The sequence below is a fragment of the Caballeronia sp. GAFFF2 genome, assembly GCF_023631485.1.
Classification (GTDB): domain Bacteria; phylum Pseudomonadota; class Gammaproteobacteria; order Burkholderiales; family Burkholderiaceae; genus Caballeronia.
The window spans coordinates 38,089-62,042 of record NZ_JALQDA010000035.1; the positions used below are offsets into that span (position 1 = coordinate 38,089).

The following is a 23,954-nucleotide window of genomic DNA, read 5'->3' on the forward strand; positions in this document are numbered from 1 at the left end:
ATATGTTTTACGATATCTACGGAGTGATCTCATGCGATCCAAATGTTTTCATCGCGGGCGCGACGCGGGTTCTCGCGCGGCTGGCTTCGACTTTCCCTTCGACATTCGCAACGCGCCCGAGTGGGTCGAGCGTTTCGCCTTCTCCCGCCTGGGGCTGATCGGCCGGCACGGACGCGGAGGTGGCGGTGGAGACGACCGCTTCGGCGGCGGCTTTGGCGGCGGCTTCGGTGGCCGTGGCGGACGCGGTGGCTTCGGCGGCGAAGACGGCATGCCGCGCGGCCGCAAGTTCTCCTCGGACGACCTGCAACTGCTGCTGCTCGCCATGCTGGCCGAGGCGCCGCGTCACGGTTACGAACTCATCAAGGCGCTCGAAGACCGTTCGAACGGTTTCTATGCCCCGAGCCCCGGCATGGTCTATCCGGCGCTGACATACCTGGAAGAAATCGGCTACGCGACTGTCGAAGTGGAAGGCAACCGCAAGCGCTACGCGCTGTCCGACGCGGGCCGCGACTATCTGGAAGCGAACCGCGAACGCATCGACCTGATGCTCGCGAAGCTCACGCACTTTGCCCGCAAGATGGACCTCGTGCGCCGCGCCTATGCCGGCGAGGAAAGCGACGATACCGCCGCCGACAACGGCTGGACGTCCGAGCTGATCGCCGCGCGCCGAGCGCTGAAACGCGCGCTGGTCTTGCGCACCGATGTTTCGCCGGACGAGCAACGCCGTATCGCCGAAATTCTGGCGCGCGCGACCGCCGAGATCGAACAGAATCCCGCGCCCAAGCAGGCGTAAAGGAGCGACACACGATGACAGAATCCGCACTGCAACACCGTCCCGAACTGGAAGTCACGCGCGTGCGGCATGCGCTCAAGTTTCGCTTGCTGCAAGTCACGCAGGTTGCCACGCTCAACCCGCATTTGGTCCGCGTGACGCTTCGAGGCGACGATCTCGCCGACTTCGAAAGCGCCTCGTTCGACGACCACGTCAAGGTGTTTTTCCCGCTGCCGGGCGAGGACAAGCCCGTAGTGCCGCAAGCAGGCCCGAATGGTCCAGTGTTCGATCCAGACAAGCCGCGCCCCGTCGCGCGGGATTTCACGCCGCGCCGCTTCGATCGCGCCGCGCGCGAGCTCGACCTCGAGTTCGCCATGCACGAAGCCGGGCCGGCCACCGCATGGGCGGCACAAGCCAAGCCAGGGCAGTACCTCGGCATCGGCGGGCCGCGTGGCTCGTTCGTCATTCCCGCGCAATTCGACTGGCATCTCTTGATCGGCGATGAAACCGCCCTGCCCGCCATCGCGCGGCGGCTCGAAGAATTGCCTGCCGGTACACGCGCGGCCACGCTGATTCAGGCGGCGGACCTATCGGCGCATATCGAACTCGACACGCGTGCCGATCTCTTCGCGCAGTGGATTTATCGCAGCGACAGCGACGATGCACATGCCGCGCTCTTGCACGCCTTGCGCTACACGTATCTGCCCGAAGGCGACGGATACGTCTGGGCCGCCGGCGAAGCCACGCTCATGCGCGCAGTGCGCCAGTTGCTGTGCAACGAACGCGGTCTCGACAAGCGGCGCATTCGGGCTTCGGCGTACTGGAAGCATGGCGAGCAAGGCGTGCACGGGACCATCGACGAGTAACGCTAGAAGCCTGGGCACGCCGCGTGCAACATGCTCCATCGAACCCAACGCGTGGAGCGCACATGAGCGAGCAAAACGAACGGCAGACGCCGCCGAAGCAGACGAGCGAAGATCCGAACGTGGCTGACCGGCGTCTTTCCGATGAGCAGAAAAGTGAACTGAAGAACGAGCCAGAACCCGCCAAGGGCAGCGAAGGAGGCAAGCTGCCCGATCCGAAAGACGTAGGCGAAGCAGGCTAGTTCTCTTAACGAAGTGCAGAGTACATAGCGCCGCGAACGGGCGTTCGCAGCGCACTTTGTACCGAATCACACGGTTTACCAAGTGTTGAACTTGCTCGGAAGCGCCGATGTTGCCGCGCTTTGATGTATGGTATCCCTAAGCTATTGGTACGACCCCTAGCTCACAACCATATATCGCACCAGGCAACGCGTCTTGCCGGTGATTCGAAGCAAAGACGCCCATGCACGATCCTGCTCATTTCCTGCCGTCCTTCGTCTGGCGTGCGGCGCGAGACGGCACTATCCGCTACGCCAATCCGTGGGCTTGCCGGTATCTCGGCATTGCCATGCCGGAACTCGAAGGCCGTCACTGGGACGCCTTCGTTCATCCCGACGACATCCCGCCCGTGCTCGATGCGCTCCGTCAAATGCGCGACGGCACGCTGCTGCGCAATGTCGATGTGCGTCTCTTGCGCGCGGACGGCGCTTACCGTTGGCATACGCTTCACTTACAGGCGCGTCGCGACGACGAAGGCGAGTTCGGCGATACGGTCGGCGTGGCCATCGACATCCACGAATCGCGGCATGCATGGGCCTTGTACGAAGCAAGCGAACGGCGTTTGCAGGCTGCGTTCGCGGGCGCGCGCATGGGCGCGTGGGAATGGGACATGAAAACGCGCGTGGTGCGCATGACCGCGCAACTCGCTGCGCTCTATTCGTTTCCGCCGGGCACCGAGGCCGTCATGCTCTCGGAAGTGTGGGATCGCGTTGCGCCGGAATATCGTGAGCCGTTCCAGCGCATGCTCACCGAAGCACTGCGCGACGGCGGTCCGTTCGAGTTCGATTTCATGCTCGATGGCGATCAGTCCGAGCATCGCTGGCTGCGCATGCGCGGGCATCCCGAGTTCGACCGGCATGGCGTGCTGACGCGCGTCTACGGCGTGAGCTTCGATATAAGCGAACAGCGCGCGGACGAAGAGCGTCTGAGCCGTTCCGAGCGACGATATCGGGCGCTCGTCGAATCGACGGATGCGCTCGTCTGGTCCGCCGATGCCAACGGCGCTATTCGCCCCTCTGGCGGCGACTGGGAGAAGTTCACGGGCGCGCCGCCCGATCGTCTGATGGGCTTCGGCTGGCTCGACTTCGTGCATCCCGACGACCGCGAGCGCACGCGCAGCACGTGGCTCGACGCCGTGCGACAAGGCAACGCGCTCACGCTCACGTTCCGCATGTTCAGACGCGATGGCACCTACCGCATCGTGCAGGCGCATGCCGCGCCGCTTTACGATCATCAGGGCGCCCTGCAGGAATGGTTCGGCACGACCACCGACGTCACGCCACAATACGAGGCGCAGGCCGCCATCGAAGCGCGCAGCCTGCGTCTTACGGTGGCGATGCAGGCGGCCAAGATTCATATCGTTTCGCTCGAACTCGAAACCTGGACGCTCCTTTTCGAAACCGGCGGCGAATGGCAGGTGAACGACACGATCACGTATGACGCGGCGCTCGCCCGCGTGCATCCCGACGATGCCGCGACGCTCGACCATTACGTGCGGCGCGTGGCATCAGGCGAAGATCCGGGCAGCCAGTTCGAGTTTCGTGTGCAGACAATGCACGGGGAACAGTGGATGCAGGGCAGCGCCCTGCTTCAGCGCAGCAAGGACGGCGTGCCGTTGCGCATCATCGGCAGCGTGATCGACATCACCGAACGCAAGCACATGGAACTCATGTTGCGCGAGGCCGGCCGTCGCAAGGACGAGTTTCTCGCAATGCTCGCGCATGAATTACGCAATCCGCTCGCGCCGCTGCGCACGGCGATTGCCCTCGTGCAGAAGGATCACGACGTAGAGGCGCAAACGCGCGAGATGATCGACCTCATGCGCAGACAAGTGGAGCATATGACGCGTATCGTCGATGACCTGCTCGAAGTGTCGCGCATCACGCAGGGGCGCATTGCGCTGCAAGTGGAACCGATACTCGTGGGCACGGCGGTGTATCACGCGGTCGAGGCGATTGCCGGCATGGTCGAGGCGCGCTCGCAGCATATTGCCGTCGATGTCCCCGACGCCACCACCTGGGTCTGCGGCGATGTCACGCGGCTCTCGCAAATCCTCGTCAACGTGCTCAATAACGCGAGCAAGTACACGCCCGAGCAGGGGCGCATTTCGGTGAGTGTTCAGGCGGATGCGCAGTGGGTTTCGATCGTCATCGCGGATAGCGGCACGGGCATTTCGGCGGACCTTCTGCCCAAGGTTTTCGAGCTGTTCTCGCAGGGCGAGCGCACGCTTGACCGCTCGAATGGCGGGCTTGGCATCGGCCTTTCGCTCGTGAAGAAGCTCGTGGAGATGCACAAGGGAACCATCACCGTGCAAAGTCCGGGACCGGGACTCGGCACGACGGTTACGGTGCGGCTGCCGCGGCTTCATCATCATGAGCGGCATTCCGCGCGCGCGTTGTCGGATACCGAAGCGCCGAAAGCGAATGCTTCGTTGCGCATACTCGTGGTCGATGACAATCGCGATGCCGCCGATTCGCTCGCCATGCTGTGCGAATCGGAAGGACACAAGGCACGCGTGGCGTACTCGTCGGCCGAAGCGCTCGATGCCGCGCCGCCGTTTCATCCGGATGTCGCGCTGCTCGACATCGGCTTGCCGGATATCGACGGGTACGAACTGGCGCGGCGCTTGCGGCGCAAGGGCGAACGTGCGCCCATGCTGATCGCGATTACCGGCTACGGGCAAGCGGAGGATCGCTTGCGCGCGCAGTCGGCGGGTTTCGACTATCACTTCGTGAAGCCCGTCAACGTGGATAGTTTATTGAAGCTGCTTTCGTCGCTGACCGTCGCGCGATGAAGCCATGACCGGAGAAACGATGACCACGCGTCCCATCAGCCGCTACCCCGTTCCCGATCCGCAAGCGTGGCCGGACGATATCCGTGCGCGCATTCTCGAAGTGCAGGAGAAGGCCGGCTTCGTGCCGAATGTGTTCCTGACGCTTGCGCACAGGCCCGACGAGTTTCGTGCGTTCTTCGCGTATCACGATGCGCTGATGCTGAAGGACGGCGGGCTGACCAAGGGCGAGCGCGAGATGATCGTGGTGGCGACGAGCGCGGTGAACGATTGCCTTTACTGCGTGGTCGCGCATGGCGCGATTCTGCGCATCTACGAGAAGAATGCGCTGGTGGCGGATCAGGTCGCGGTGAATCATCGCAAGGCGGACATCACGCCGCGTCAAAAGGCCATGCTCGATTTCGCGTTGAAGGTCTGCCAGGCTTCAGGCACGGTGGACGATAGAGACTTTGCCACGCTGCGCGAACACGGTTTCAGCGATGAAGACGCGTGGGATATCGCGGCGATCACGGCGTTTTTCGGGTTGTCGAACCGCATGGCGAACGTGATCTCCATGCGGCCGAACGAGGAGTTTTATCTGATGGGACGGGTGGGTAGGGAGCGCGGTTAGCGGCCTGTCGAGAGAAGGAAGCATTCGTTTCGCAAGTCTTCCCGCGGCGCTGAAATGGCTGTGCTTTGCGAGTCCATTGCACTGCGTATGCCCCACGAATCGAGCTAAACTTCACCGCCCCGCTCCTCGACAACTCCACGCTCGCATCCATGCGCCTTCCTCCCCTGAAGTCGATCATCGCGTTCGAAAGCGTCGCCCGCACCAAGAGCGTCAACCGCGCCGCCGATGAACTCGGCCTCACGCCCTCCGCGGTCAGTCATCAGCTCGCGAATCTAGAGAGCATCGTGGGCCGCGCGCTTTTCACGCGGCTCGGACGCGGCCTCGTTCTCACGCCCACCGGCACGCAATATCTCGCCGATGTCACCGGCGCGCTCGCCGAACTCAACCGCGCAACCGAGCGGGCATCGAGCGAAACATCGGTCGAGATACTACGCATTCATTCGAGTCCGAGCTTCGGCCTCATGTGGCTCTTGCCGCGCCTCGCCGCGTTCCAGGAGGCGAATGGCGATATCCAGATGAACCTCGCGTGCTCCTATGAAAACGTGTCCTTTACCTCGGGTTTTTACGATGTCGATGTCCGTCACGGCTACGGGCACTGGACCGATATCGAAGTCAGAACCCTGCGTCACGAAACCATTGCGCCGCTTGCATCTCCCGCGTATCTGGAACGCTATCCGGTCGCATCGCCCGACGATCTGATCGAACACAGGCTGATCTTCTCCGAGTCGCCGCTCGTGCAATGGCAGCAGTGGTTCGGCAAGTTCGGCGTGGCAACGCGGCGCAAGGCATTCGACTTCTCTTTCGATCGCTCCTACATGTCGCTCGAAGCCGCCGCGCTCGGTCATGGCATCGCGCTCGAAAGCACCATGCTCGCCTCCGTGCATCTCGAACGCGGTTCACTCGTGCCGGTATTCGGGCGCGAGTATGCCGTCGAAGTCGGCGCGCATCATCTGGTATACCCCAGTCAGAACGCGGACCTGCCGCGCGTCGCGAAGTTTCTCGCGTGGATGGACCAGGAGATTGAACGAGGCCGTGAGAGACGGTGACAGCCCTCGAGGCCCGTAGTGAAAGGCGCCGCGAACACCTGAAAATTTCTCAGCAATAGCTGAGACAAACTCCGTTGATCGTCATGTGGAACGCGAAGACACTGCATCCACACCAGACAACCAACGGAGACAAACATGCTGCTTGACAACCAGGTAGTGATCGTCACGGGCGCGGCTTCGGCGCGCGGGATCGGCAAGGCAACGGCCAGGGCGCTTGCGGCAGAAGGCGCGCGCATCGTCATTCTCGATCTGCGTCAGGCCGATGCCGAAAGCGCCGCGAGCGATCTCGGCGACGGTCATCTCGGTCTTGCCTGCGACGTCACCGACAAAGCCGCCTGCGTCGATGCCGCCAACGCGGCCATCGAGAAATACGGGCGTATCGATGCGCTCATCAACAACGCGGGCATCACGCAACCGATCAAGACGCTGGAAATCAGCGCGGACAATTTCGATGCGGTCATCGGCGTGAATCTGCGCGGCACGCTCCATATGTCGCAAGCCGTGATTCCGCAGATGAAGAAGCAGCAGCAAGGCTCGATCGTCTGCATGTCTTCGGTCTCCGCGCAACGCGGCGGCGGCATCTTCGGCGGCCCGCATTACAGCGCGGCCAAAGCGGGCGTGCTCGGTCTTGCCCGCGCGATGGCGCGTGAACTCGGCCCCGACCACATCCGCGTGAACTCCATCACGCCGGGCCTGATCCAGACCGACATCACGGGCGACAAGCTCACGCCTGAAATGCGCACGGACATCATCAAGGGCATTCCGCTCGGACGTCTGGGCGACGCCGCCGATATCGCCAACGCCTGCCTCTTTCTCACGAGCGGCCTCTCTTCCTACCTTACCGGAGTCACACTCGACGTGAACGGCGGCATGCTGATTCACTAAGCATTCGACCTCAGATACGCACCCGGACCAACCGGGGCACGTGACCGGATCAACGCGCAGGCGCTTTTCCGGTCCATTGGAGACAAGCATGAAACCGAAATATTCCGCGCCGGCCGCCACGGCCGAATTTGCTTCGCCTGCCGATTCCACGAGCTTCGAAGCGCAGACTTACGCCAAGGTCGGACGGCGACTCATCCCCTTTCTGATGCTGTGCTATCTCGGCGCGTATCTGGATCGCGTCAACGTCGGCTTCGCCAAATTGCAGATGCTCAATGACCTGCGCTTCAGCGAAACCATCTACGGCGTGGGCGCAGGCATCTTCTTCCTTGGTTACTTCCTCTTCGAGGTACCGAGCAATCTCGTTCTTCATCGAGTCGGCGCGCGCAACTGGCTTGCGCGCATTATGCTCACGTGGGCGGTGATCTCGGCGAGCTTCGTGTTCGTCAAGTCGCCGACGATGTTCTATGTCCTGCGCTTTCTGCTCGGTGTCGCCGAGGCGGGCTTCGCGCCAGGCGTGATTCTCTATCTCACGTACTGGTTTCCCGCTGCGCGGCGCGCCAAGGCATTGTCGCTGTTCTTCATGGCGATTCCGCTCGCGGGCATGGTCGGCGGTCCGCTCTCCGGCTGGATCATGCATGCGCTTGCCGGTGCGCACGGACTTGCCGGATGGAAGTGGCTCTTCATGCTCGAAGCGTTGCCTTCGCTCTTTCTCGGCGTCGCGATCCTTTTCTATCTCGACAACAGCATTGCGCAAGCCAAGTGGCTCACGGATGCGGAGAAAGCCCTGCTCGCTCGCAACGTCGAAAAGGACAACGCGCAGACCGTGCAGCACGTATCGATTCGCGCGTTCATTGGCGACCGTCGCTTGTGGCTGATGGCATCGATCTACTTCTGCGTCGTCCTTGGACAATATGGGCTCACGTTCTGGCTGCCGACCATCGTGCGACGTGCCGGCGTGGCGGACCCGCTGTGGGTCGGCATCTTCACCGCGATTCCGTATCTGTGCGCCATCATCGCGCTGCCGCTCATCGGTTCGAGCGCCGACAAACGCCGCGAGCGGCGCCTGCATCTGGCCATTCCCATGCTCATCGCCGCAGCGGCGTTCGCCACCTTGCCGACGCTTGGCAGCGTGAGCGCGTCGATCATCTGTGTGAGCGTGGCGGCGGCAGGCATCCTGAGTTCATCGGCGCAATTCTGGTCGTTGCCAACGGCCGTGCTGGGCGGCATGTCGGCGGCGGCGGGCATTGCCGCGGTCAACTGCTTCGCCAATCTCGCGGGCTTCTTTTCTCCGGCCATCGTCGGATGGCTGAATGACTTCACGGGCAAATCGACGGCCGGTCTCATCTTCATCTCGATTGCAATCGTCGTGGGCGCGGCGCTGGTCTTTCTCGTGCCCGCCAAGACCGTGAACCGCTAAAGATTTTTCAAGGAGACAAACATCATGAGTAGTGCAGTCATCGAAGAGGTCACGCTCGCCGAGCGTGCCTACCGTATCCGCCGCAATGCGTTGTTGATGGGCGAAGTGCAAGGTCAAGGGTATATCGGCCAGGCGCTCGATATCGCCGACGTGCTGGCCGTCGCTTACTTCGGCGCGATGAACTATCGCCCCGAAGATCCCGAATGGGAAGAGCGCGACCGCTTCCTCTTGTCCAACGGTCACTATGCAATCGCGCTGTACGCTGCGCTCTTCGAAGCGGGCATCCTGCCGCAAGCGGAACTCGAGACCTACGGCAGCGACGACAGCCGTCTGCCCATGTCCGGCATGGCGAGCTATACGCCAGGCATGGAAATGTCGGGCGGCTCGCTCGGACAAGGGCTCACGATCGCGGTCGGCCGTTGCCTCGGTCTCAAGCGTAAAGGATCGAAGTCTTTTGTCTACACGCTCTTTTCCGATGGCGAATTGGACGAAGGCGCGATCTGGGAAGGGCTGATGTCGGCATCGCACTGGAAGCTCGACAACCTCATCGCCATGATCGACGTGAACAATCAACAGGCGGACGGACCTTCGACGCAGATCATGGCGTTCGAGCCGCTCGTGCCGAAGCTCGAAGCGTTCGGCTGGTATGTGCAGCGCGTGACTGGCAACGACATCGACGCCGTCAAACAAGCGTTCGATAACGCGCGCAATTTGAAGGAAGCGAAGCCGCGCATCATCGTGTGCGATACGCGCATGGGCTGCGGCGTGCCGTTTCTCGAAGAGCGCGAAAAGAACCACTTCATCCGTGTCGATGCCGACGAATGGCAACTGGCGCTGCAGGCACTTGAACAAGGGAGACAAGCATGAGCGACACGCTGACACAAAAGCCGCGCCTGAAGACATCGGCGATGATCGCGTCCATCGCGAGCGAAGGACAGCTCACGCGCTCGGCGCCTTTCGGACACGCGCTGGTGGAACTTGCACGCACCAAGAGCAATGTGATCGGCATGACGGCCGACCTCGGCAAGTACACTGACCTGCATATCTTCGCGAAGGAGTTTCCCGAGCGCTTCTACCAGATGGGCATGGCCGAGCAGTTGCTGATGGGCGCGGCATCCGGCTTCGCGCATGAAGGCGCGCAGCCGTTCGTCACGACCTATGCCGTATTCGCGACGCGGCGCGCGTATGACTTCATCCACCAGACTATCGCCGAAGACAATCTCGATGTGAAGATCGTCTGCGCATTGCCGGGGCTCACCACGGGCTACGGTCCGAGCCATCAGGCCGCCGAAGACCTCGCGTTGATGCGCGCCATGCCCAACATGACCGTGATCGATCCGTGCGACGCGCTCGATATCGAGCAGATGGTGCCCGCCATCGCCGCGCACAAAGGGCCGGTGTATGCGCGCCTGTTGCGCGGCAACGTGCCCGCCGTGCTCGACGAATACGACTATCAGTTCGAACTCGGCAAGGCGAAGCTTCTGCGCGATGGCGCCGACGTGCTGATGATCTCGTCCGGGATCATGACCATGCGCGCGCTGGAAACCGCGAAGGCGCTCGAAGCCGACAACGTGGATGTCGCGGTGCTGCACGTGCCGACCATCAAGCCGCTCGACACTGAGACCATCGTGCGCGAAGCGCGGCGTTCGGGACGGCTCGTGGTCGTGGCCGAGAATCACACGGTGATCGGAGGGCTTGGCGAAGGTGTCGCTACCGCGTTGCTGAACGCTGGCGTCGCGCCGCCGTTCAAGCAGATCGCCCTGCCCGATGCGTTTCTGGATGCCGGCGCGTTACCGACCTTGCATGACCGTTATGGCATTTCCACCCGCGTGATGAGCGAAACCATCAAAGGATGGTTGGGCTAACGGCACGAATGCGGGCGGGCGCGGCTCAACCGCGAGCCGCCTTGCCCCGCATGGGTTTCTTGACGGCGGGTGCATCGCCCGCCATTTCTTCCATCCACGAAAGCCCGTCCAGATACGCAAGAAAGTGCTGCAAATAAGCGGGTGAAACTTCGCGCATCAATGCAAGCGAACGATGCACCAGACTGCTCGAATTGAGCGGACCCGCGTTTTTCGGCACCCGCGCGAGAGACTCGTTCAGGCGCTGCTCGGCGCTGAGTCGGGCCCACACTTCACGAAAGTATTCGAGCAATTCGCTCTGTGAGGCATGCGCCACGCGCGCATTCATGTCGGCGACCAGCACGGCGAGCGGCGTGTTTTCAACCTTTCGTGACGGCTCGACAGGCGCGGCAAGTTGGACTTCTCGCGCGTAGTCATGGAGCAAGGTCTGCAAGCGCGCATCGAGCAAACGACGCGCCTCGCCACGCTGCGCGCTCGCTCTCCGTTCGAGCGAATCGATGAACGCGAAGCGCAGCGGACTCACGCGATCATCGCCCTGAACGCGCCATTCATCGAGCATTGCGCGTGCTTGCGAGCGCTCAGTCACCGCTTTACTCCACCGTTGGTCGGCCGCGGCACCGCTGAAATCTCGACTCGACGATTCTTCGCGCGACCCAGATCGTCGGCATTGGAACTGATCGGCTGCTCGGAGCCGAACGCCGCCGCGAATACGGACGACGATGGCACACCCGCGTCGATCAGCGCGCGCGTCACCGTCAAGGCGCGTTTGGCCGAGAGTTCCCAGTTGTCGGCGAAGCGGCGATTGCCTTCGTGCACCTGCTGATCGTCGGCGAAACCGCTCACCATCAGAATCTCTTCGTGCGAACCGAGATAGGCGGAAAGCGGTCCTGCAAGGCTCTTGAGCACATCACGCCCTTGCGGCTGCAACTGATCGGAATTCAACGCAAACAACACGCTGCCGCTAATGCCGATGCGCCCGTTCACCAGCGTCACGCGCCCCGACGCGAGCGGGCCAGCCAGCGCCTGCTCCAGCGTCTTGCGGCGCTGCGTTTCCATCTGCCGCTGCTTGACTTCGTTTTCCAGCCGCGTCGACAGTTGCAACTGCACGCCAATGACGCCGACCAGGATCAGCACGAACGCGCCCAGCAGTACCGACATGAGATCGGCAAACGCGGCCCAGATGGGCGCGGCGGCCTCCACGCCGCCATCGATCTCCTCGTTCATGCGGCCTTCGCTCCGGCGGCGCGCTGCCCCGCGATACGCTGCAGGTCTTCGACGATTTGCTTCTGCGAAAGCGTACTCAGATCGATCACCTCACGCGCCTGCGCCACGTAATAGGCAAGCTGTTCGTCGCTGCGCGCAAGCGACTTGTCGAGCGTGGCCTCGATGCTCTTGAGATGCGCGACGAGCAGTTCGTTCGATGCGCCGAAAGACTGCACGGCGCCGCCGAGCGCATCGCCGAGACTCGCGACTTCGAGCGCGCCGCTCGTGACTTGCGCCGCGACCGCTTCGAGTTTGATGGTCTCTGCCTCGACCTTGTCGGTGAACTGCGTGCCGACGCGCGCGAGCAGGTCCGATGACGAAGCGACGAGCGCATCGACGGCCACGCGCTGTTCGTTCGACGTGTGATTCACCGCATCGAGCAAGGTTTCGAGCGTGGCGAGCAAGCGCGTGCGCTCGTCCAGCATGGCGTTGTCGTGGACCATGGATTCGCTGAGTTTCTCGCGCATCTGCGCAATCACATCGGCGGCGAGCTTCGGCGCTTCCGATGCCGCCGCGACCAGTCCTTCGATCTTCGCGATGGTGCCGCTTGCGCGCTTCTCGGCATCGGCGGCCATCTCGCTCGCGGTGCGCGCGAGCGTGTCGCAGATGTTCTGTTGACGCTCGGCGGCGAACGCGCTCGTCTCTTGCCATTGTTCTCGCTGGTTGGCGGCGAGCGTGGCGAGCGCATCGGTCCAGGCGTTCAGGCGCGCTTCGCTGTTCGATGCGATCTCGTCGCGCAAACCGGCGTGCGATCGATCGACGGCGAGCAGCAGCGAAGCGGCGTGTTCCTGGAAACTCGCCGTCGCGTTAAGCAACGCCTGCTCGTGTTGCGCGGCGAGATGCTCGCCGGTGCGCGTCTGTTGCGTGAGCGCTTCGCTCCACGTTTCGGCGAGCGTGGATGACGTGTGGTCGAGCCGCGCGGCGACGCCATCGATCAAACCGGCCGCGCGTTGCTCGAACGTTTCGGCAAGACCATCGAGCGCGGCGCGCGTTCCCGTCATCAACGCCTCGTTCGACTTTCGATGCCCGGCGAGCGACTGGTTCCAGTGCTCCGCGATCTCCGTCACCGAAGTCGTGAAGCCGCTCGTGATGCGTTCCATGTGCGCCGATACGCCTTCGAGCAACGCGGCCGAGCGCGTTTCGAAGCCTTGCGCAAAGCTGTCGAGCGACGTGCCCATGCGCGTGACGAGCGCTTCGTTCGACTGCCGATGTTTATCGAGCGAGTCTTGCCAGATGCCCGCGATTTTCGCCGACGAAGCCTCGAAGCCGCTCGACAAGCCATCCAGCTGCCGCGCCACGGCCTGTTCGATCTTGCCGTGCAAGGCTTCCGTCTCGCCCGCGATGCCGTCCATGGCGGATTGCATGATCGGTTGCAGCGCGCTGCTCGCAGCGCGCGCGCTGTCGGCGACGCTCTGCTTCAACGACTGTTCCACCGATGCCGCCAGCCGCCGATACGAAGTCTCGGTTTTGGCATGAAACGCATCCTGATTGGTCAGTTGCCGCTCGTTTGCCGCGATGCTCTGCTGTTCAATGGCGTGCATCATCGCTTGCAGGCGATCGACCAGCTTCGGCATGAGTTCGGCCTGCCGTTGCATCAGCTTCAGGCCTTCCTCGCGCCGATGCGTCTCTGTAAATACGCGCAGTGTCGTCGCAATCTTGAGGTCGAGCGTCTGCACGGCGTCGAGCCGTTCGCGGCGGCACAGCGCTGAAAGCAGGCCAAGCATGGCCGATGTCGCGACACCCGCGATCGATGTGCCGAACGCGAAACTCAGGCCCGTGACCGGCGCCGCGAGCGACGAGCGGATCGCCGAAAGATCGGTCGCGCTTTCCAGCGCCGCGCCGGTGCCGCGCAGCGTCACGACCATGCCGAGCAGCGTGCCGAGCATGCCGAGCAACACGAGCAACCCGACGAGATATGGCGCAAGCACAGGCGCCGGCAACGCGGCGCGCTCGCCTTCGACCCGCAAGCGCACCGCATTGCGCAGACCCACGGGCAGGCTTTCGAGCCAGACGGCAAGGCTCTTCGGCGTGACGGCGAGTTGCCGCAGCGCATGCGCGAATGCATAGGTGGTTTGCTGATAGCGCTGCAGTTCGGCCGCGCCCGCGAGGTAGCACGCGCCGATCAGGAGCGTGACGCAAAACGCGAGCGCATTCGAGCCGACATAGCCAATGGCGATTCCGCAAACGGCGGCAAGACCAGCGAGAAAGACGGCGACATTCAGGATATAGCGAGGCATGGCGTGGCTTTAGCGGGTTCGAAGGGCGGCAAGCAGCCCTTCGACCGGTTGAAAACGGATTTCGAGTTCGGCGAGCGAGACGTGGCGCATGTCGTCGCGAAAGGCCTCGAGCCAGGCATTCGACACGGGCGCGGCTTGGTCCGCGGCTGCGCGCTTCATGCGCTCGAAAAACTTGCCGAGCAACACGGGCACTTGCGCGAGCAGGCTGCGTTCGCGTGCGCTCAACGCCTGTTCCATGACGGCATCGACGGCGGCGAGCCGCGCCAGATCGGGCGATTGCGCCGCAAGCGCCGCGCGCAAGCGGCCGCGCAACAGGCCGATGTCGGTTTCCATGGTCTGCTGCAAGGACACATAGCGCTGGCGGAACGCCGCAAAGTCGAGCGAAAGATCGTCCGGAGGTGGCGTCGGCACGCGTGCGCGATGCCGTCCGGCTGCAGGCTTCTCGCCGCCCGCGACGGCATTCACCAGCGACGCGCGCATGCGCATGCAGGCTTCTTCCAGCGCGTGCGCACCTGAGTGCATCGTCACGAGAGGCGCCGGCGGCGCATCGGCGAGCGCGGTCGAAAGCGCGATCGCATCGGTCCAGCCGAGCCATTGGCTCAGGCGGTCCGAAAGCGATGCGGCGGGTTCGTGAACATCGAGGTTGGCGATGCGTGCCAGCAGACGCACGAGCGCCGGGCCGCTGAGCGCCGTGCGCGTCTGGGCTTGCACGATATGACCAGGGCAAAAGCTGACTATTTTAACCGCTGACGCAGCGCCGGCCTCGATTTTGAGATGGAGGGACGCCGCACGGGCGTCACTGCGCTTTCGCGGGCAGGAAGGTGAACGACGGCGTCGTCACGAATCTATCCGCCGTCTCGCCCGAGAACACTTGGCCCGCGTCGATGGTCAGCTTCCTCACCGGCGCGCCCGGGCGCAGATCGACCTTGCTCAGAGACACCCAGAACGTGTCCGGGCGCGTGGCCGAATCGAAGTAATAGACGAGGTTGGTCTGGTCGGACACCGTGCGCCAGATCGTCGACGAGAGATTCGGCATGTTGTCGGAGCGAATGCCGAGCGGCACGCTCACCGAACGCATCACGCTCATCACGCTTGCCGCCGCCTGGAACGGATACGACTTCTGCGGCACGCCCGCCATGTAGTTCGGGTCGGCCTGCTTGGGGATCGAATTCATGAGGAACGACGCGCGCACGAAGCGGTCCGCCGCGCGGTTCGTGCCCGGCAGGAACGCCGTGCCGCTGACGCCTTTCCAGTATGCGTCGATGGCGAGTTGGTCTTCATACGCCGGTGAATTCGTCACCACCTTGTACTGCTTGCTTTGATGGATGATCAGTTTGCCCTTGATGTACTCGAAGATCGCGGAGTCGCCGCGCGCGTCCGAGAGCGCCAGATGGATGGTGAGAGGCTTGCCGTCCGGCAAAGGCGGCGCGATGATCTGAAACGGCTCGCGGCTCAGCACATAGACCGCTTGCGCGACCGTCGCGAAATTGTCGAGCGCGTACTGGGCCCACAGGCTGATGGAGAGCGGATCGCGTTTCGGGTCGGGTTTGCCGTAGTCGCTCTCGGCGAGATAAAGCGCATTCGCGACGAGTCCGCGTTCGTTCATGCCATCCACGGTGCCGATGTCGTAGCCCGATACCACCACGCTCCCGTACTTCGCTTTCCATTTGGTGGAACGCTCGCCGGCGTTGCCATCGCGCTCGATGCCGGCAGGCATCACCCAAAGGTTGGACCGCATGTCTTCGGACCAGTCCATCGTGCGGCCCGTGATGGTGAGTTTGTCGCCGACGTACAGCGCGCGCGTACAGGCGAGAGCAAGCGAGGTGGACAACCAAGCAAGTGCAAAGAGACAGACGAGCTTCCGGGTGAATCCTCGGGTCATGGCAACAGTTCCGTTTATCGTTTCGAATTCTGAATGAGGACGGCGAAACCCTTTCGCGCGATGAACGGCGGCGCGTTTCTAGAGGTGACGCCGCGCCGTCTTCAGAAATAGGGGAATTCCCAGCGTTTGTAAAGACGAAATGCCAAGCACGCCGAACATCGGCGCCAAAGGTGAGCCAGCTTAACCAACCGGTGAAAATTACCTAAACAAATACAATGAATCAATAGCTTCAGGATTTTTTCCCGCACGTCGTCAAGTGAGCAGGAGCGGCAGAGTAACAGGCCCGCTTTCAATCACACGCATGTTCGAAGAAATAATTGCGGCGTCGAATATCGACTTCGCAACCGACCCGGCCGCCAGGCAGTCATAGCGATACGGTAATCGTGACGGTGATGTTCTGAGCGCGTGGGTATCGGCTCAACCCACGCGCCTTTATGGACGTCGATGCGCTTCTCGCGATGCAGCGCATCTGTAACCTACTTCACGGTATCCAGCGCCTTGACGATCGCATGCGCCGCCGCGACGCGTTCCGGAATAGGGAAGTTCTTGTTCGCCAGAAACACGATGCCCACGTCCTCTTCCGGCACGAATGCCAGATAAGCACCAAAGCCGTTGGTCGAACCCGTCTTGTTGATCCACACGTCCTGACGCGGTTTCATCGGCGGGTCGAGGCGCGTGGCGGGATGCGCTTCCAGCGCCATCGAAGATGAATTGCCGTCGAGCAACGCCTGCAGTTCGACCGGATACGGATACTGCTCCCAGATCAAATCCTGCGTCATCGGCCCGGTTTGAAAGTAGCCCGTATGCGTGGCGACGATCGCGCGTTGCAGCTTTGCATCGATACGTCCTGCTTCGTTCATGTTGGCCAGCAAGAAGCGCGTCATGTCGCCAGCAGTCGACTTCACGCCATAAGCCTCGGACGACAACACGCCCGGCGCCATGCGAATGGGCGCGCCGTCCTTCGCATAACCTTGCGCGTAATCGTGCTTGCGCGAAGGCGGCACGTCGATGAACGTGTTCTTCAATCCCAGCGCCGGAAAAATGCGCTGCTGCATGAGCTGATCGAAATCGGCATTCATGCTCTTCGCCGCGATGAACCCCAGCATGCCGATACCCGGATTCGCATACGTGCGGCACGTGCCCGGCTCGCACGAAGGTTTCCACGCCTCGAAATACTTGATCAGTTGCGCGTTGTCGTGAATGTCGTCGGGGACTTGCAGCGGCAAGCCGCCCGGCGTGTGCGTGCCGAGTTCGACGAGCGTCACGTCGTCGCCGAAACGGCTGCCGCGCAGCGACGGCACGAAGCGGCTCACGTGATCGTCGAGAGAAAGATGGCCGGTCACTTCGGCATAGGAAGCGAGCGTCGCCGTGAACGTCTTGCTCACCGATCCCAGTTCGAACAAGGTATCGCGCGTGACGGGCCTCGCGCCTTCCTTCGACGCCACGCCATAGTTATAGATATGCGTCTTGCCATCGAGTACGATCCCCACCGCCATGCCCGCAATGCCATTGCGCGCCATCAAGGGCTCGATGGTGCGATCGACCGTCTGCCTGATGGCCTTGTCGCTCGCCGCCGCCGCATTCGCCGCTTGGCTCGCGCCGATGGAAAAAATGGCCGTTGCCAAAAGGCTCAACGTCCCGATCCTGATCATGCAACGTCTCCGTTTTAGTGTGACTACTTCCGCGCCCGTCTCAGGCCAGCGGATAAATCGTCCATCACCGGCACCGCCGCAAAGAGCAGCAGCAAGGCCGCAAGCGGTACGGTCGCGATGAACCCGAGATGCGCGAAGCCTACCGCGCCTGCGAAGCCGCCCGCGATGAACATCGCGAAAAGCGAACTCAAGAGCGCGAGCCGCGCATGATTGGCGCACACATAGCGCTCGTCGTCGCGCCCGACGCGCCGGTTCCAATACAGACTCTTGCCCAGCTCTATGCCGATATCCGTGACGAGCCCCGTCACATGCGTCGTGCGAATCTCGGCTTTCGATATCTTGGTGATCATCGCGTTCTGCAGGCCCATCACGAAGCACAGCAGCATGACGGTCATCGGCACGTCCCAGAAACGATGCGCCTCCAGATTCGCGCCGAGCACGCCGAACACCAGCAACAGGCAGGCTTCGAGGACGAGCGGAACCGCGAACACGCTATGCGCCGCGCGCTGGCGTCCCCAGTTGATGAGCAACGCGGAAGTCGCGGCTCCCGCGACGAACGCGAGCACCGCGCTCATCGCCGAGAACACGAGCGCCGCTTGCCCGAGCACGAAATTATCCGCGATCGACGACACCAGCCCCGACATGTGCGAGGTGTATTGACCCACGGCGAGAAAGCCGCCCGCATTGGCCGCGCCCGCCACGAAGGCCAGCGCGCAACCGAGGCGGCGGTTGGCCGACTGCGTGCGGCTGGGCGAAGTCAGGCCCCGGAGATAGGCGATCGGCATGACGTTTCCCGCGCGATGAAGAGACAAAAAAGATAACACGAGCGTGCCGCGATATTTTTGATCGATAGGACGCTAACGAATAAAACTGCCGATATAATCGCGCCCCATGAGCCATCTCGACCTTCTGCGCCGCTCCGTCAGCAGCACACTCGTACTTGCCGCGCGGCGCTGGCGGCGTACGAGTCATGGCGTGCTCGCGTCCTATGGCGTCTCTGAAGCGTGCGCGGTTCCGCTGCTCACGGCCAACCGGCTCGGCGAGAGCGTGCGGCAAGTGACGCTCGCGGAGCATGTCGGTATCGAGGGACCGTCGCTCGTGCGTCTGCTCGACCAGCTATGCGCGGCCGGACTCGTGCGGCGCGACGAAGACCCCGAAGACAAGCGCGCCAAGACCATCACACTCACCGACGAAGGCCGCGCCGTCACCGCGCGCATGGAAGAGCGCCTGATGTCGCTGCGCGCGCGGCTGCTCAAGGGCGTGAGCCGCGAGGACCTCGAAACCACGCTGCGCGTGCTCAACGCGTTCAGCGCCACGCTCGACACCGTGCCCGCACGCGATGACGGCAAGAGCGGAGCGCGCACGCCATGAACTTCCCGTCCGCGCGCGAGTGGCTCTTCTCCGGCAAGACCTTCGCCGCCGCGATGATCGCGCTTTATATCGGCCTCGCGCTCGAACTGCCGCGCCCGTACTGGGCAATGGCCACGGTCTATATCGTCTCGAACCCGTTCGTCGGCGCGACGCGCTCGAAAGCTTTGTATCGCGCGCTCGGCACGGCTATCGGCGCGGCGGGCGCGGTGCTGATCGTGCCGCCGTTCGTCGAGTCGCCGTTTCTGTTCAGCGTGATCGTCGCGCTATGGACGGGCTCCCTGCTCTTTCTCTCCATGTTCGACCGCACCGCGCGCAGCTACGTGTTCCTGCTCGCGGGCTATACGCTGCCGCTGATCGCGCTGCCTTCCGTGTTGAACCCGGCCACCGTGTTCGATCTCGCGATCTCGCGCACCGAAGAGATTCTGCTCGGCATCGTGGTGGCGAGCATCGTCGGCTCCGTGGTGTTTCCGAGCCGGCTCGCGCCGACGCTCATCGAGCGCACCGACGCGTGGTTTCGCGACGCCGCGTTCTACGCGAGCGAATCGCTCTCCGGGCGGCTCGCGGGGGCGGCCATCTCGGCGGCGCGGCAACGGCTCGCCGCTACGGTGAACGGCCTCGAAGTGCTGTTGAGCCAGTTGACCTACGACCATACGCGGCCGGATATCGTGAGCCGCGCGCGCGCCTTGCAAGGACGCATGCAGATTTTCTTGCCGCTGATCTCGTCGATGGCCGACCCGCTCATCGAACTGATCGATAAACGTGGCGCGGGCACGCCGGAGTTGCAGGCGCTGCTGCAAGACGTGGCTGCGTGGGTCGCCGCGCCCATGCCCGATTCCGCCGAGCCGACCGCCGTCGAAGCCTTCGCGCGCACGCCGGATGCGCTGCGTGCCCGCGCCGAAGCCATGCGGCCATCCGCCGAAGGACTTGCGAGCGAGAACGGCGCATTGCTCTCCAGCGCGCTCTGGCGGCTCACGCAAGTCATCGACGTATGGCAGGACATCCGCAGTTTGCGCCTCGCCATCCTGAACGACACTCACGAATGGCAACCGCGCTTTCGTCACTGGCGTCTTGGCGGCACCGCGCGCTTCTTCGATCGCGGCATGATGCTGTTCTCGACGGGCGTGGCGGTCAGCGCGATCATCGTTGCGTGCGGCTTGTGGATCGAATCAGGCTGGAACGACGGAGCCGGCGCCGTGACGCTCGCCGCTGTCGCCTGCTGCTTCTTCGCCGCGCTCGACGAACCCGCGCCCCAAGTGTTCGCGTTCTTTCTCGCCACCTGCATGAGCGTGGTGCTGGCCGGTCTCTATGTGTTCGCGGTGCTGCCGCACGTGCACGACTTCGCCATGCTCGTGTTGATCTTCGCGATACCGTTCCTGATCATCGGCACGCTGATTCCGCGGCCGCGCTTCAATCTCGTCACCATGCTCGTGGCCGTCAACACGGCGACCTTCATCAGCATCCAAAGCGCCTACGAAGCGGACTTCTTCGTGTTTCTCAACAGCAATCTGGCGGGCGTCGCGGGGCTTCTGTTCGCCTTCGTCTGGACGCGCGTGACGCGGCCCTTCGGCGCGGAACTGGCCGTCGCGCGGCTCACGCGCTCGGCGTGGCGCGATATCGTCAAGAGCACCTTGCCGGAAGCCTTTCACGACCAGCGCAACTTCTACTCGCGCATGCTCGACCGGCTGATGCAGGTGCTGCCGCGTCTCGCCGCAACGGATGCGCACCGGCATCCGTCCATCGGAAGTTTCCGCGATTTTCGCGTGGCGCTCAACGCGCTCGATCTGCGCCGCGCGCGCCGCAAGATGTCGGTGGAAGTGCAATCGTCCATCGACGATGTGCTCGCCGGCGTTCGCCAGTATTTCCAGCATTGCCTCGAACGGCGTGCGCGTCAGCCGGTGCCGGGCACGCTCATTCAGACCATCGACGCCGCCGCGCGGCAAGTCGTGGCGGCCAACAGCGTCGCGGAAGAAGCCGCGCCCGTCGCGTCGCGCGGCGAGCGTTCGTTGCGCGATACGCTGCATGCGCTCGTCGGCATCCGGGTTTCGTTGCATCCGCCGGCTGTCGATAAACCCGCCAACGAACGTCAGGAACCCGCGTGATGCCGTCTCGAACGCTCTCTTCGGATCGACTCGCATGATCGGCGAAATCGATATTCTCGGCGTCTTCGTGCCCGCCGTGCTCGTGCTCATGTTCATCGCTTATCTGGTGAACCTCGTGATTCGCACGGTGCTCGCACGCGTGGGCTTCTATCGTTTCGTGTGGCATCGCTCCGTTTTCGATCTCGGCATCTACGTCTTGGTGCTGGGGCTTGTCGTCGTCGTTTCGCATCGGCTCATCCCGTGAAAAAAACCTGGTTCTCCGTCGGGCAGATTCTGCTCACGCTCATCGTCGTCGCAATTGCAGGCGCGGTCCTGTGGAAGCTGGTCGATTACTACATGTTCGCGCCCTGGACGCGCGATGGCCACGTGCGCGCCGACGTCATTCAGGTCGCGCCGGACGTGGCCGGTCTCATCACCGATGTCAAGGTCGTCGACAACCAGCAAGTCAAACGCGGCGACGTGCTCTTCGTGATCGATCAGGCGCGCTACACGCTCGCACTGCGCAACGCGCAAGCCGCCGCGCAACAACGCCGCGCCACGCTCGATCAGGCGAAGCGCGAGGACGTGCGTAATCGCTCGCTCGGCAATCTCGTTGCGCGCGAGGTCGTGGAAGAAACGCATTCGCGCGTCGAACAGGCCGCTGCCGCGCTCGCGGATGCCGACGTCGCCATCGATACCGCGCGGCTCAATCTGCAGCGCACCGAAGTGCTGAGCCCGGTCGACGGTTATCTCAACGACCGCGCGCCGAAAGTCGGCGAATACGTCGCCTCGGGCCGCGCCGTGCTGTCCGTGGTCGATATGAACTCCTTCCGCGTCGATGGCTACTTCGAAGAAACCAAGCTGCATGGCATCGACATCGGCCAACCGGTGGATATCAAGGTGATGGGCGAGCCGAATCTGCTGCGCGGTCATGTGCAGAGCATCGTGGCGGCAATCGAGGATCGCGATCGTCAGCAAAGCTCGAGTCTTCTGCCGAACGTGAACCCTGCGTTCAGCTGGGTGCGGCTCGCGCAGCGAATCCCCGTGCGCGTGACGCTCGATGAGATTCCCGCCGATTTCCGCATGATCGCGGGACGCACGGCGACGGTTTCGGTACGCGGCATCGGCCCGACGGTCGGCGCGCGGCCCGCTTCGAACACCGTGCCCGCTCAGGCCACCGCGCCTGCATCGCCGGTGGCGGCGCATGCGGCTTCGGGTGCTTCGGGTGCTTCGGGTGCTTCGGGTGCTTCGGGTGCCTTGCGATGAAACACCGCGTCATCTCGATGCCTAAGCGACCCAAGCGACCCGCGCTGCTCAAGCGCTGCGGCCTCACGCTTCTTGCTTCCACGCTCGCGCTCGCCGGCTGCATGACAGTCGGGCCGAACTACAAGCTGCCCGACGGCGCGGTCGTCAACCGGGACTACGCGAATGCCGCCATCGATGGAGCCGATCGAGCGCCCGTCACGCAAGGCACGGTGCCCGCGAAGTGGTGGCGTCTCTACGACGATCCCGCGCTCGACGAGCTCGTCAACGAGGCGCTGCTTTCGAATTCCGATCTGCGCGTGGCGGCGGCGAATCTCGTGCGTTCGCGCGCCGAAGTGGAATTCGCCAATCAGCAAGGCGGCTTCTCGTCCAAGTCGTCGGTGGGGTTTCAGCGCGCGCAGGAATCGGCGGAGCAGTATCTGCTGACCGAAAAGCTTCCGGTCGTCAATGAAGGCGTGCTCGACCTGAGCGTCTCCTATGAATTCGATCTCTTCGGCAAGCTCAAGCGCGGTGTCGAAGCCGCCAATGCCGATGACGAAGCCATCGAAGCCGCGCTCGATCTCGCGCGCATCACCGTGGTCGCCGATGTCGTGCGCGCGTATGTCGATTCGTGCGCGGCCGCCGAAGAGCTCGGCATCGCGCAACGATCGCTGTCCTTGCAGAAGCAGCGTGTGACGCTTTCGCAGCGTCTGCGCGATGCAGGCCGTGGCAATCAGTCCGAAGTCACGCGCGGACAGACGCAGTCCGACACGCTCGCCGCAGACATCCCGCGTTATGTGGCGCGTCGCCGCGTGGCGCAGTATCGGCTCGCCATGCTGCTCGCGCGTCCTGCCGCGCAATTGCCGCGTGCCACGCTCGCCTGCAAGAAGGCGCCGCATGTGCGGCAGCCGATTCCGGTCGGCGACGGCGCGGCGCTGCTCAGACGCCGACCCGACGTGCGGCAGGCGGAGCGGCAACTGGCGGCATCGACGGCGCGTATCGGCGTGGCGACGGCGGCGCTTTATCCTTCGGTGAGTTTCGGGGCATCGGTCGGGTCGGTGGGCGTTGCCGAAGACTTGCTCGGCGCCTCGACCAACCGGTGGGCTTTCGGTCCGCTCATCAACTGGAACTTTCCGATCAACGGTCAGCGTGCGCGCGTGCGCCAGGCCGAGGCGGCATCCGGCGGCGCGCTCGCGCATTTCGACGGCGTCGTGCTCAACGCGCTGCGCGAAACGCAAAGCGCGCTCGCGAACTACGCGTCCGACACCACGCGCGCCGACGCGCTGCGCACCGCGTACAAGTCGGCGGTCGAATCGGCCGATGAAACGCATCGGCTGTATTCGGCGGGACGCGAATCCTTTCTCTCGGATCTCGACGCCACGCGCACCTTGACGAGCGTCGCCGCGCAAGTGGCAGCGGCCGAAGCGCAGGTCGCGCAGGATCAGGTCACGCTGTTTCTTGCGCTTGGCGGCGGATGGGAACGCGATGAAGAAGTGGCGGTGGGGGGCGGGGGTAAGTAATCATGCTCCTTGGGCATCGACTGGAACCAGGTCGATGCCCGAGCGCATCGACTTGCAGTCCGCTATTCCCGACACTGGTTTTCCCTAATCAAAAACAAATTAGCGCGGGTTTGTATAGCGTATTAAATCTGTAAAAGTCATTACGCTTATCAAAGCCTTATAAATTCGCCTGAAGATAATCACG

The 23,954-nt window shown here is 63.2% G+C and carries 22 protein-coding genes; 15 read left to right on the plus strand and 7 right to left on the minus strand.

The features are described from left to right. Positions 1–31 precede the first annotated feature (31 nt). From NCT04_RS26340 to NCT04_RS26385, 10 genes are all read left to right on the plus strand, one after another. Positions 32–793 (plus strand): PadR family transcriptional regulator, encoded by a 762-nt coding sequence (locus tag NCT04_RS26340; RefSeq protein WP_250468398.1) that lies wholly within the window; start codon positions 32–34, stop codon positions 791–793. Between the two features lie 14 nt (positions 794–807). After that, positions 808–1,638, plus strand: coding sequence for a siderophore-interacting protein (locus tag NCT04_RS26345; RefSeq protein WP_250468399.1), 831 nt, complete (start codon positions 808–810; stop codon positions 1,636–1,638). A gap of 62 nt (positions 1,639–1,700) precedes the next feature. Continuing rightward, a complete protein-coding gene (locus NCT04_RS26350; RefSeq protein ID WP_244830173.1) occupies positions 1,701–1,877 on the plus strand; it encodes a hypothetical protein in 177 nt (58 codons plus the stop codon). Positions 1,878–2,098: 221 nt separating this feature from the next. Continuing rightward, complete coding sequence (locus tag NCT04_RS26355) at positions 2,099–4,708, plus strand: PAS domain-containing hybrid sensor histidine kinase/response regulator (protein ID WP_250468400.1); 2,610 nt, start codon at positions 2,099–2,101, stop codon at positions 4,706–4,708. A 19-nt stretch (positions 4,709–4,727) separates the two neighbouring features. After that, a complete protein-coding gene (locus NCT04_RS26360; protein WP_250468401.1) occupies positions 4,728–5,315 on the plus strand; it encodes a peroxidase-related enzyme in 588 nt (195 codons plus the stop codon). Positions 5,316–5,464: 149 nt separating this feature from the next. Then, a complete protein-coding gene (locus tag NCT04_RS26365; RefSeq protein ID WP_244830168.1) occupies positions 5,465–6,361 on the plus strand; it encodes a LysR substrate-binding domain-containing protein in 897 nt (298 codons plus the stop codon). A gap of 135 nt (positions 6,362–6,496) precedes the next feature. After that, positions 6,497–7,246, plus strand: coding sequence for an SDR family NAD(P)-dependent oxidoreductase (locus tag NCT04_RS26370; RefSeq protein ID WP_250468402.1), 750 nt, complete (start codon positions 6,497–6,499; stop codon positions 7,244–7,246). Positions 7,247–7,334: 88 nt separating this feature from the next. Continuing rightward, complete coding sequence (locus tag NCT04_RS26375; RefSeq protein WP_244830166.1) at positions 7,335–8,663, plus strand: MFS transporter; 1,329 nt, start codon at positions 7,335–7,337, stop codon at positions 8,661–8,663. Between the two features lie 24 nt (positions 8,664–8,687). After that, positions 8,688–9,530, plus strand: a complete 843-nt coding sequence (locus NCT04_RS26380; RefSeq protein WP_244830165.1) for a transketolase — start codon at positions 8,688–8,690, stop codon at positions 9,528–9,530. Beyond that, entirely contained in the window at positions 9,527–10,528 is a 1,002-nt protein-coding gene (locus tag NCT04_RS26385) for a transketolase family protein (RefSeq protein ID WP_250468403.1), read from the plus strand. The genes NCT04_RS26380 and NCT04_RS26385 overlap by 4 nt, the downstream gene beginning before the upstream one ends. Before the next feature lie 25 nt (positions 10,529–10,553). Here the strand turns inward: NCT04_RS26385 and NCT04_RS26390 are convergent, their stop codons facing one another. The 7 genes from NCT04_RS26390 to NCT04_RS26420 form a co-directional block, all read right to left on the minus strand. Then, on the minus strand, positions 10,554–11,111 hold the full coding sequence (locus tag NCT04_RS26390; protein WP_250468404.1) for a DUF2894 domain-containing protein: 558 nt from the start codon (positions 11,109–11,111) through the stop codon (positions 10,554–10,556). Continuing rightward, positions 11,108–11,749, minus strand: coding sequence for an OmpA family protein (locus NCT04_RS26395; protein WP_244830162.1), 642 nt, complete (start codon positions 11,747–11,749; stop codon positions 11,108–11,110). The genes NCT04_RS26390 and NCT04_RS26395 overlap by 4 nt, the downstream gene beginning before the upstream one ends. Beyond that, the gene (locus NCT04_RS26400; protein WP_250468405.1) at positions 11,746–14,025 is read right to left on the minus strand and encodes a DUF802 domain-containing protein; all 2,280 of its coding nucleotides are present in this window, start codon (positions 14,023–14,025) and stop codon (positions 11,746–11,748) included. The genes NCT04_RS26395 and NCT04_RS26400 overlap by 4 nt, the downstream gene beginning before the upstream one ends. A gap of 9 nt (positions 14,026–14,034) precedes the next feature. Further along, on the minus strand, positions 14,035–14,739 hold the full coding sequence (locus NCT04_RS26405) for a DUF3348 domain-containing protein (RefSeq protein WP_250469487.1): 705 nt from the start codon (positions 14,737–14,739) through the stop codon (positions 14,035–14,037). Between the two features lie 82 nt (positions 14,740–14,821). Continuing rightward, positions 14,822–15,907 (minus strand): linear amide C-N hydrolase, encoded by a 1,086-nt coding sequence (locus tag NCT04_RS26410; protein ID WP_250468406.1) that lies wholly within the window; start codon positions 15,905–15,907, stop codon positions 14,822–14,824. Positions 15,908–16,383: 476 nt separating this feature from the next. Continuing rightward, positions 16,384–17,559: a class C beta-lactamase gene (gene ampC, locus NCT04_RS26415; protein WP_284503438.1), complete on the minus strand. Its 1,176-nt coding sequence runs from the start codon at positions 17,557–17,559 to the stop codon at positions 16,384–16,386. A 23-nt stretch (positions 17,560–17,582) separates the two neighbouring features. Beyond that, positions 17,583–18,344: a YoaK family protein gene (locus NCT04_RS26420; RefSeq protein ID WP_250468407.1), complete on the minus strand. Its 762-nt coding sequence runs from the start codon at positions 18,342–18,344 to the stop codon at positions 17,583–17,585. 106 nt (positions 18,345–18,450) lie between these two features. On the opposite strand from NCT04_RS26420, the gene NCT04_RS26425 reads away from it, so the two are divergent. The 5 genes from NCT04_RS26425 to NCT04_RS26445 are packed head-to-tail and all read left to right on the plus strand — an operon-like array spanning position 18,451 to position 23,770. Further along, positions 18,451–18,930: a MarR family winged helix-turn-helix transcriptional regulator gene (locus tag NCT04_RS26425; RefSeq protein ID WP_244830158.1), complete on the plus strand. Its 480-nt coding sequence runs from the start codon at positions 18,451–18,453 to the stop codon at positions 18,928–18,930. Next, positions 18,927–21,029, plus strand: coding sequence for an FUSC family protein (locus NCT04_RS26430; RefSeq protein WP_250468408.1), 2,103 nt, complete (start codon positions 18,927–18,929; stop codon positions 21,027–21,029). The genes NCT04_RS26425 and NCT04_RS26430 overlap by 4 nt, the downstream gene beginning before the upstream one ends. Before the next feature lie 34 nt (positions 21,030–21,063). Then, the gene (locus tag NCT04_RS26435) at positions 21,064–21,273 is read left to right on the plus strand and encodes a DUF1656 domain-containing protein (protein ID WP_244830156.1); all 210 of its coding nucleotides are present in this window, start codon (positions 21,064–21,066) and stop codon (positions 21,271–21,273) included. Next, complete coding sequence (locus NCT04_RS26440) at positions 21,270–22,274, plus strand: efflux RND transporter periplasmic adaptor subunit (RefSeq protein ID WP_250468409.1); 1,005 nt, start codon at positions 21,270–21,272, stop codon at positions 22,272–22,274. Before NCT04_RS26435 ends, NCT04_RS26440 begins: the two co-directional genes overlap by 4 nt. A gap of 17 nt (positions 22,275–22,291) precedes the next feature. Next, positions 22,292–23,770 carry an efflux transporter outer membrane subunit gene (locus NCT04_RS26445; RefSeq protein ID WP_284509443.1) on the plus strand — a complete coding sequence of 493 codons (1,479 nt, stop codon included), beginning with the start codon at positions 22,292–22,294 and terminating at the stop codon, positions 23,768–23,770. Positions 23,771–23,954: the final 184 nt, after the last annotated feature.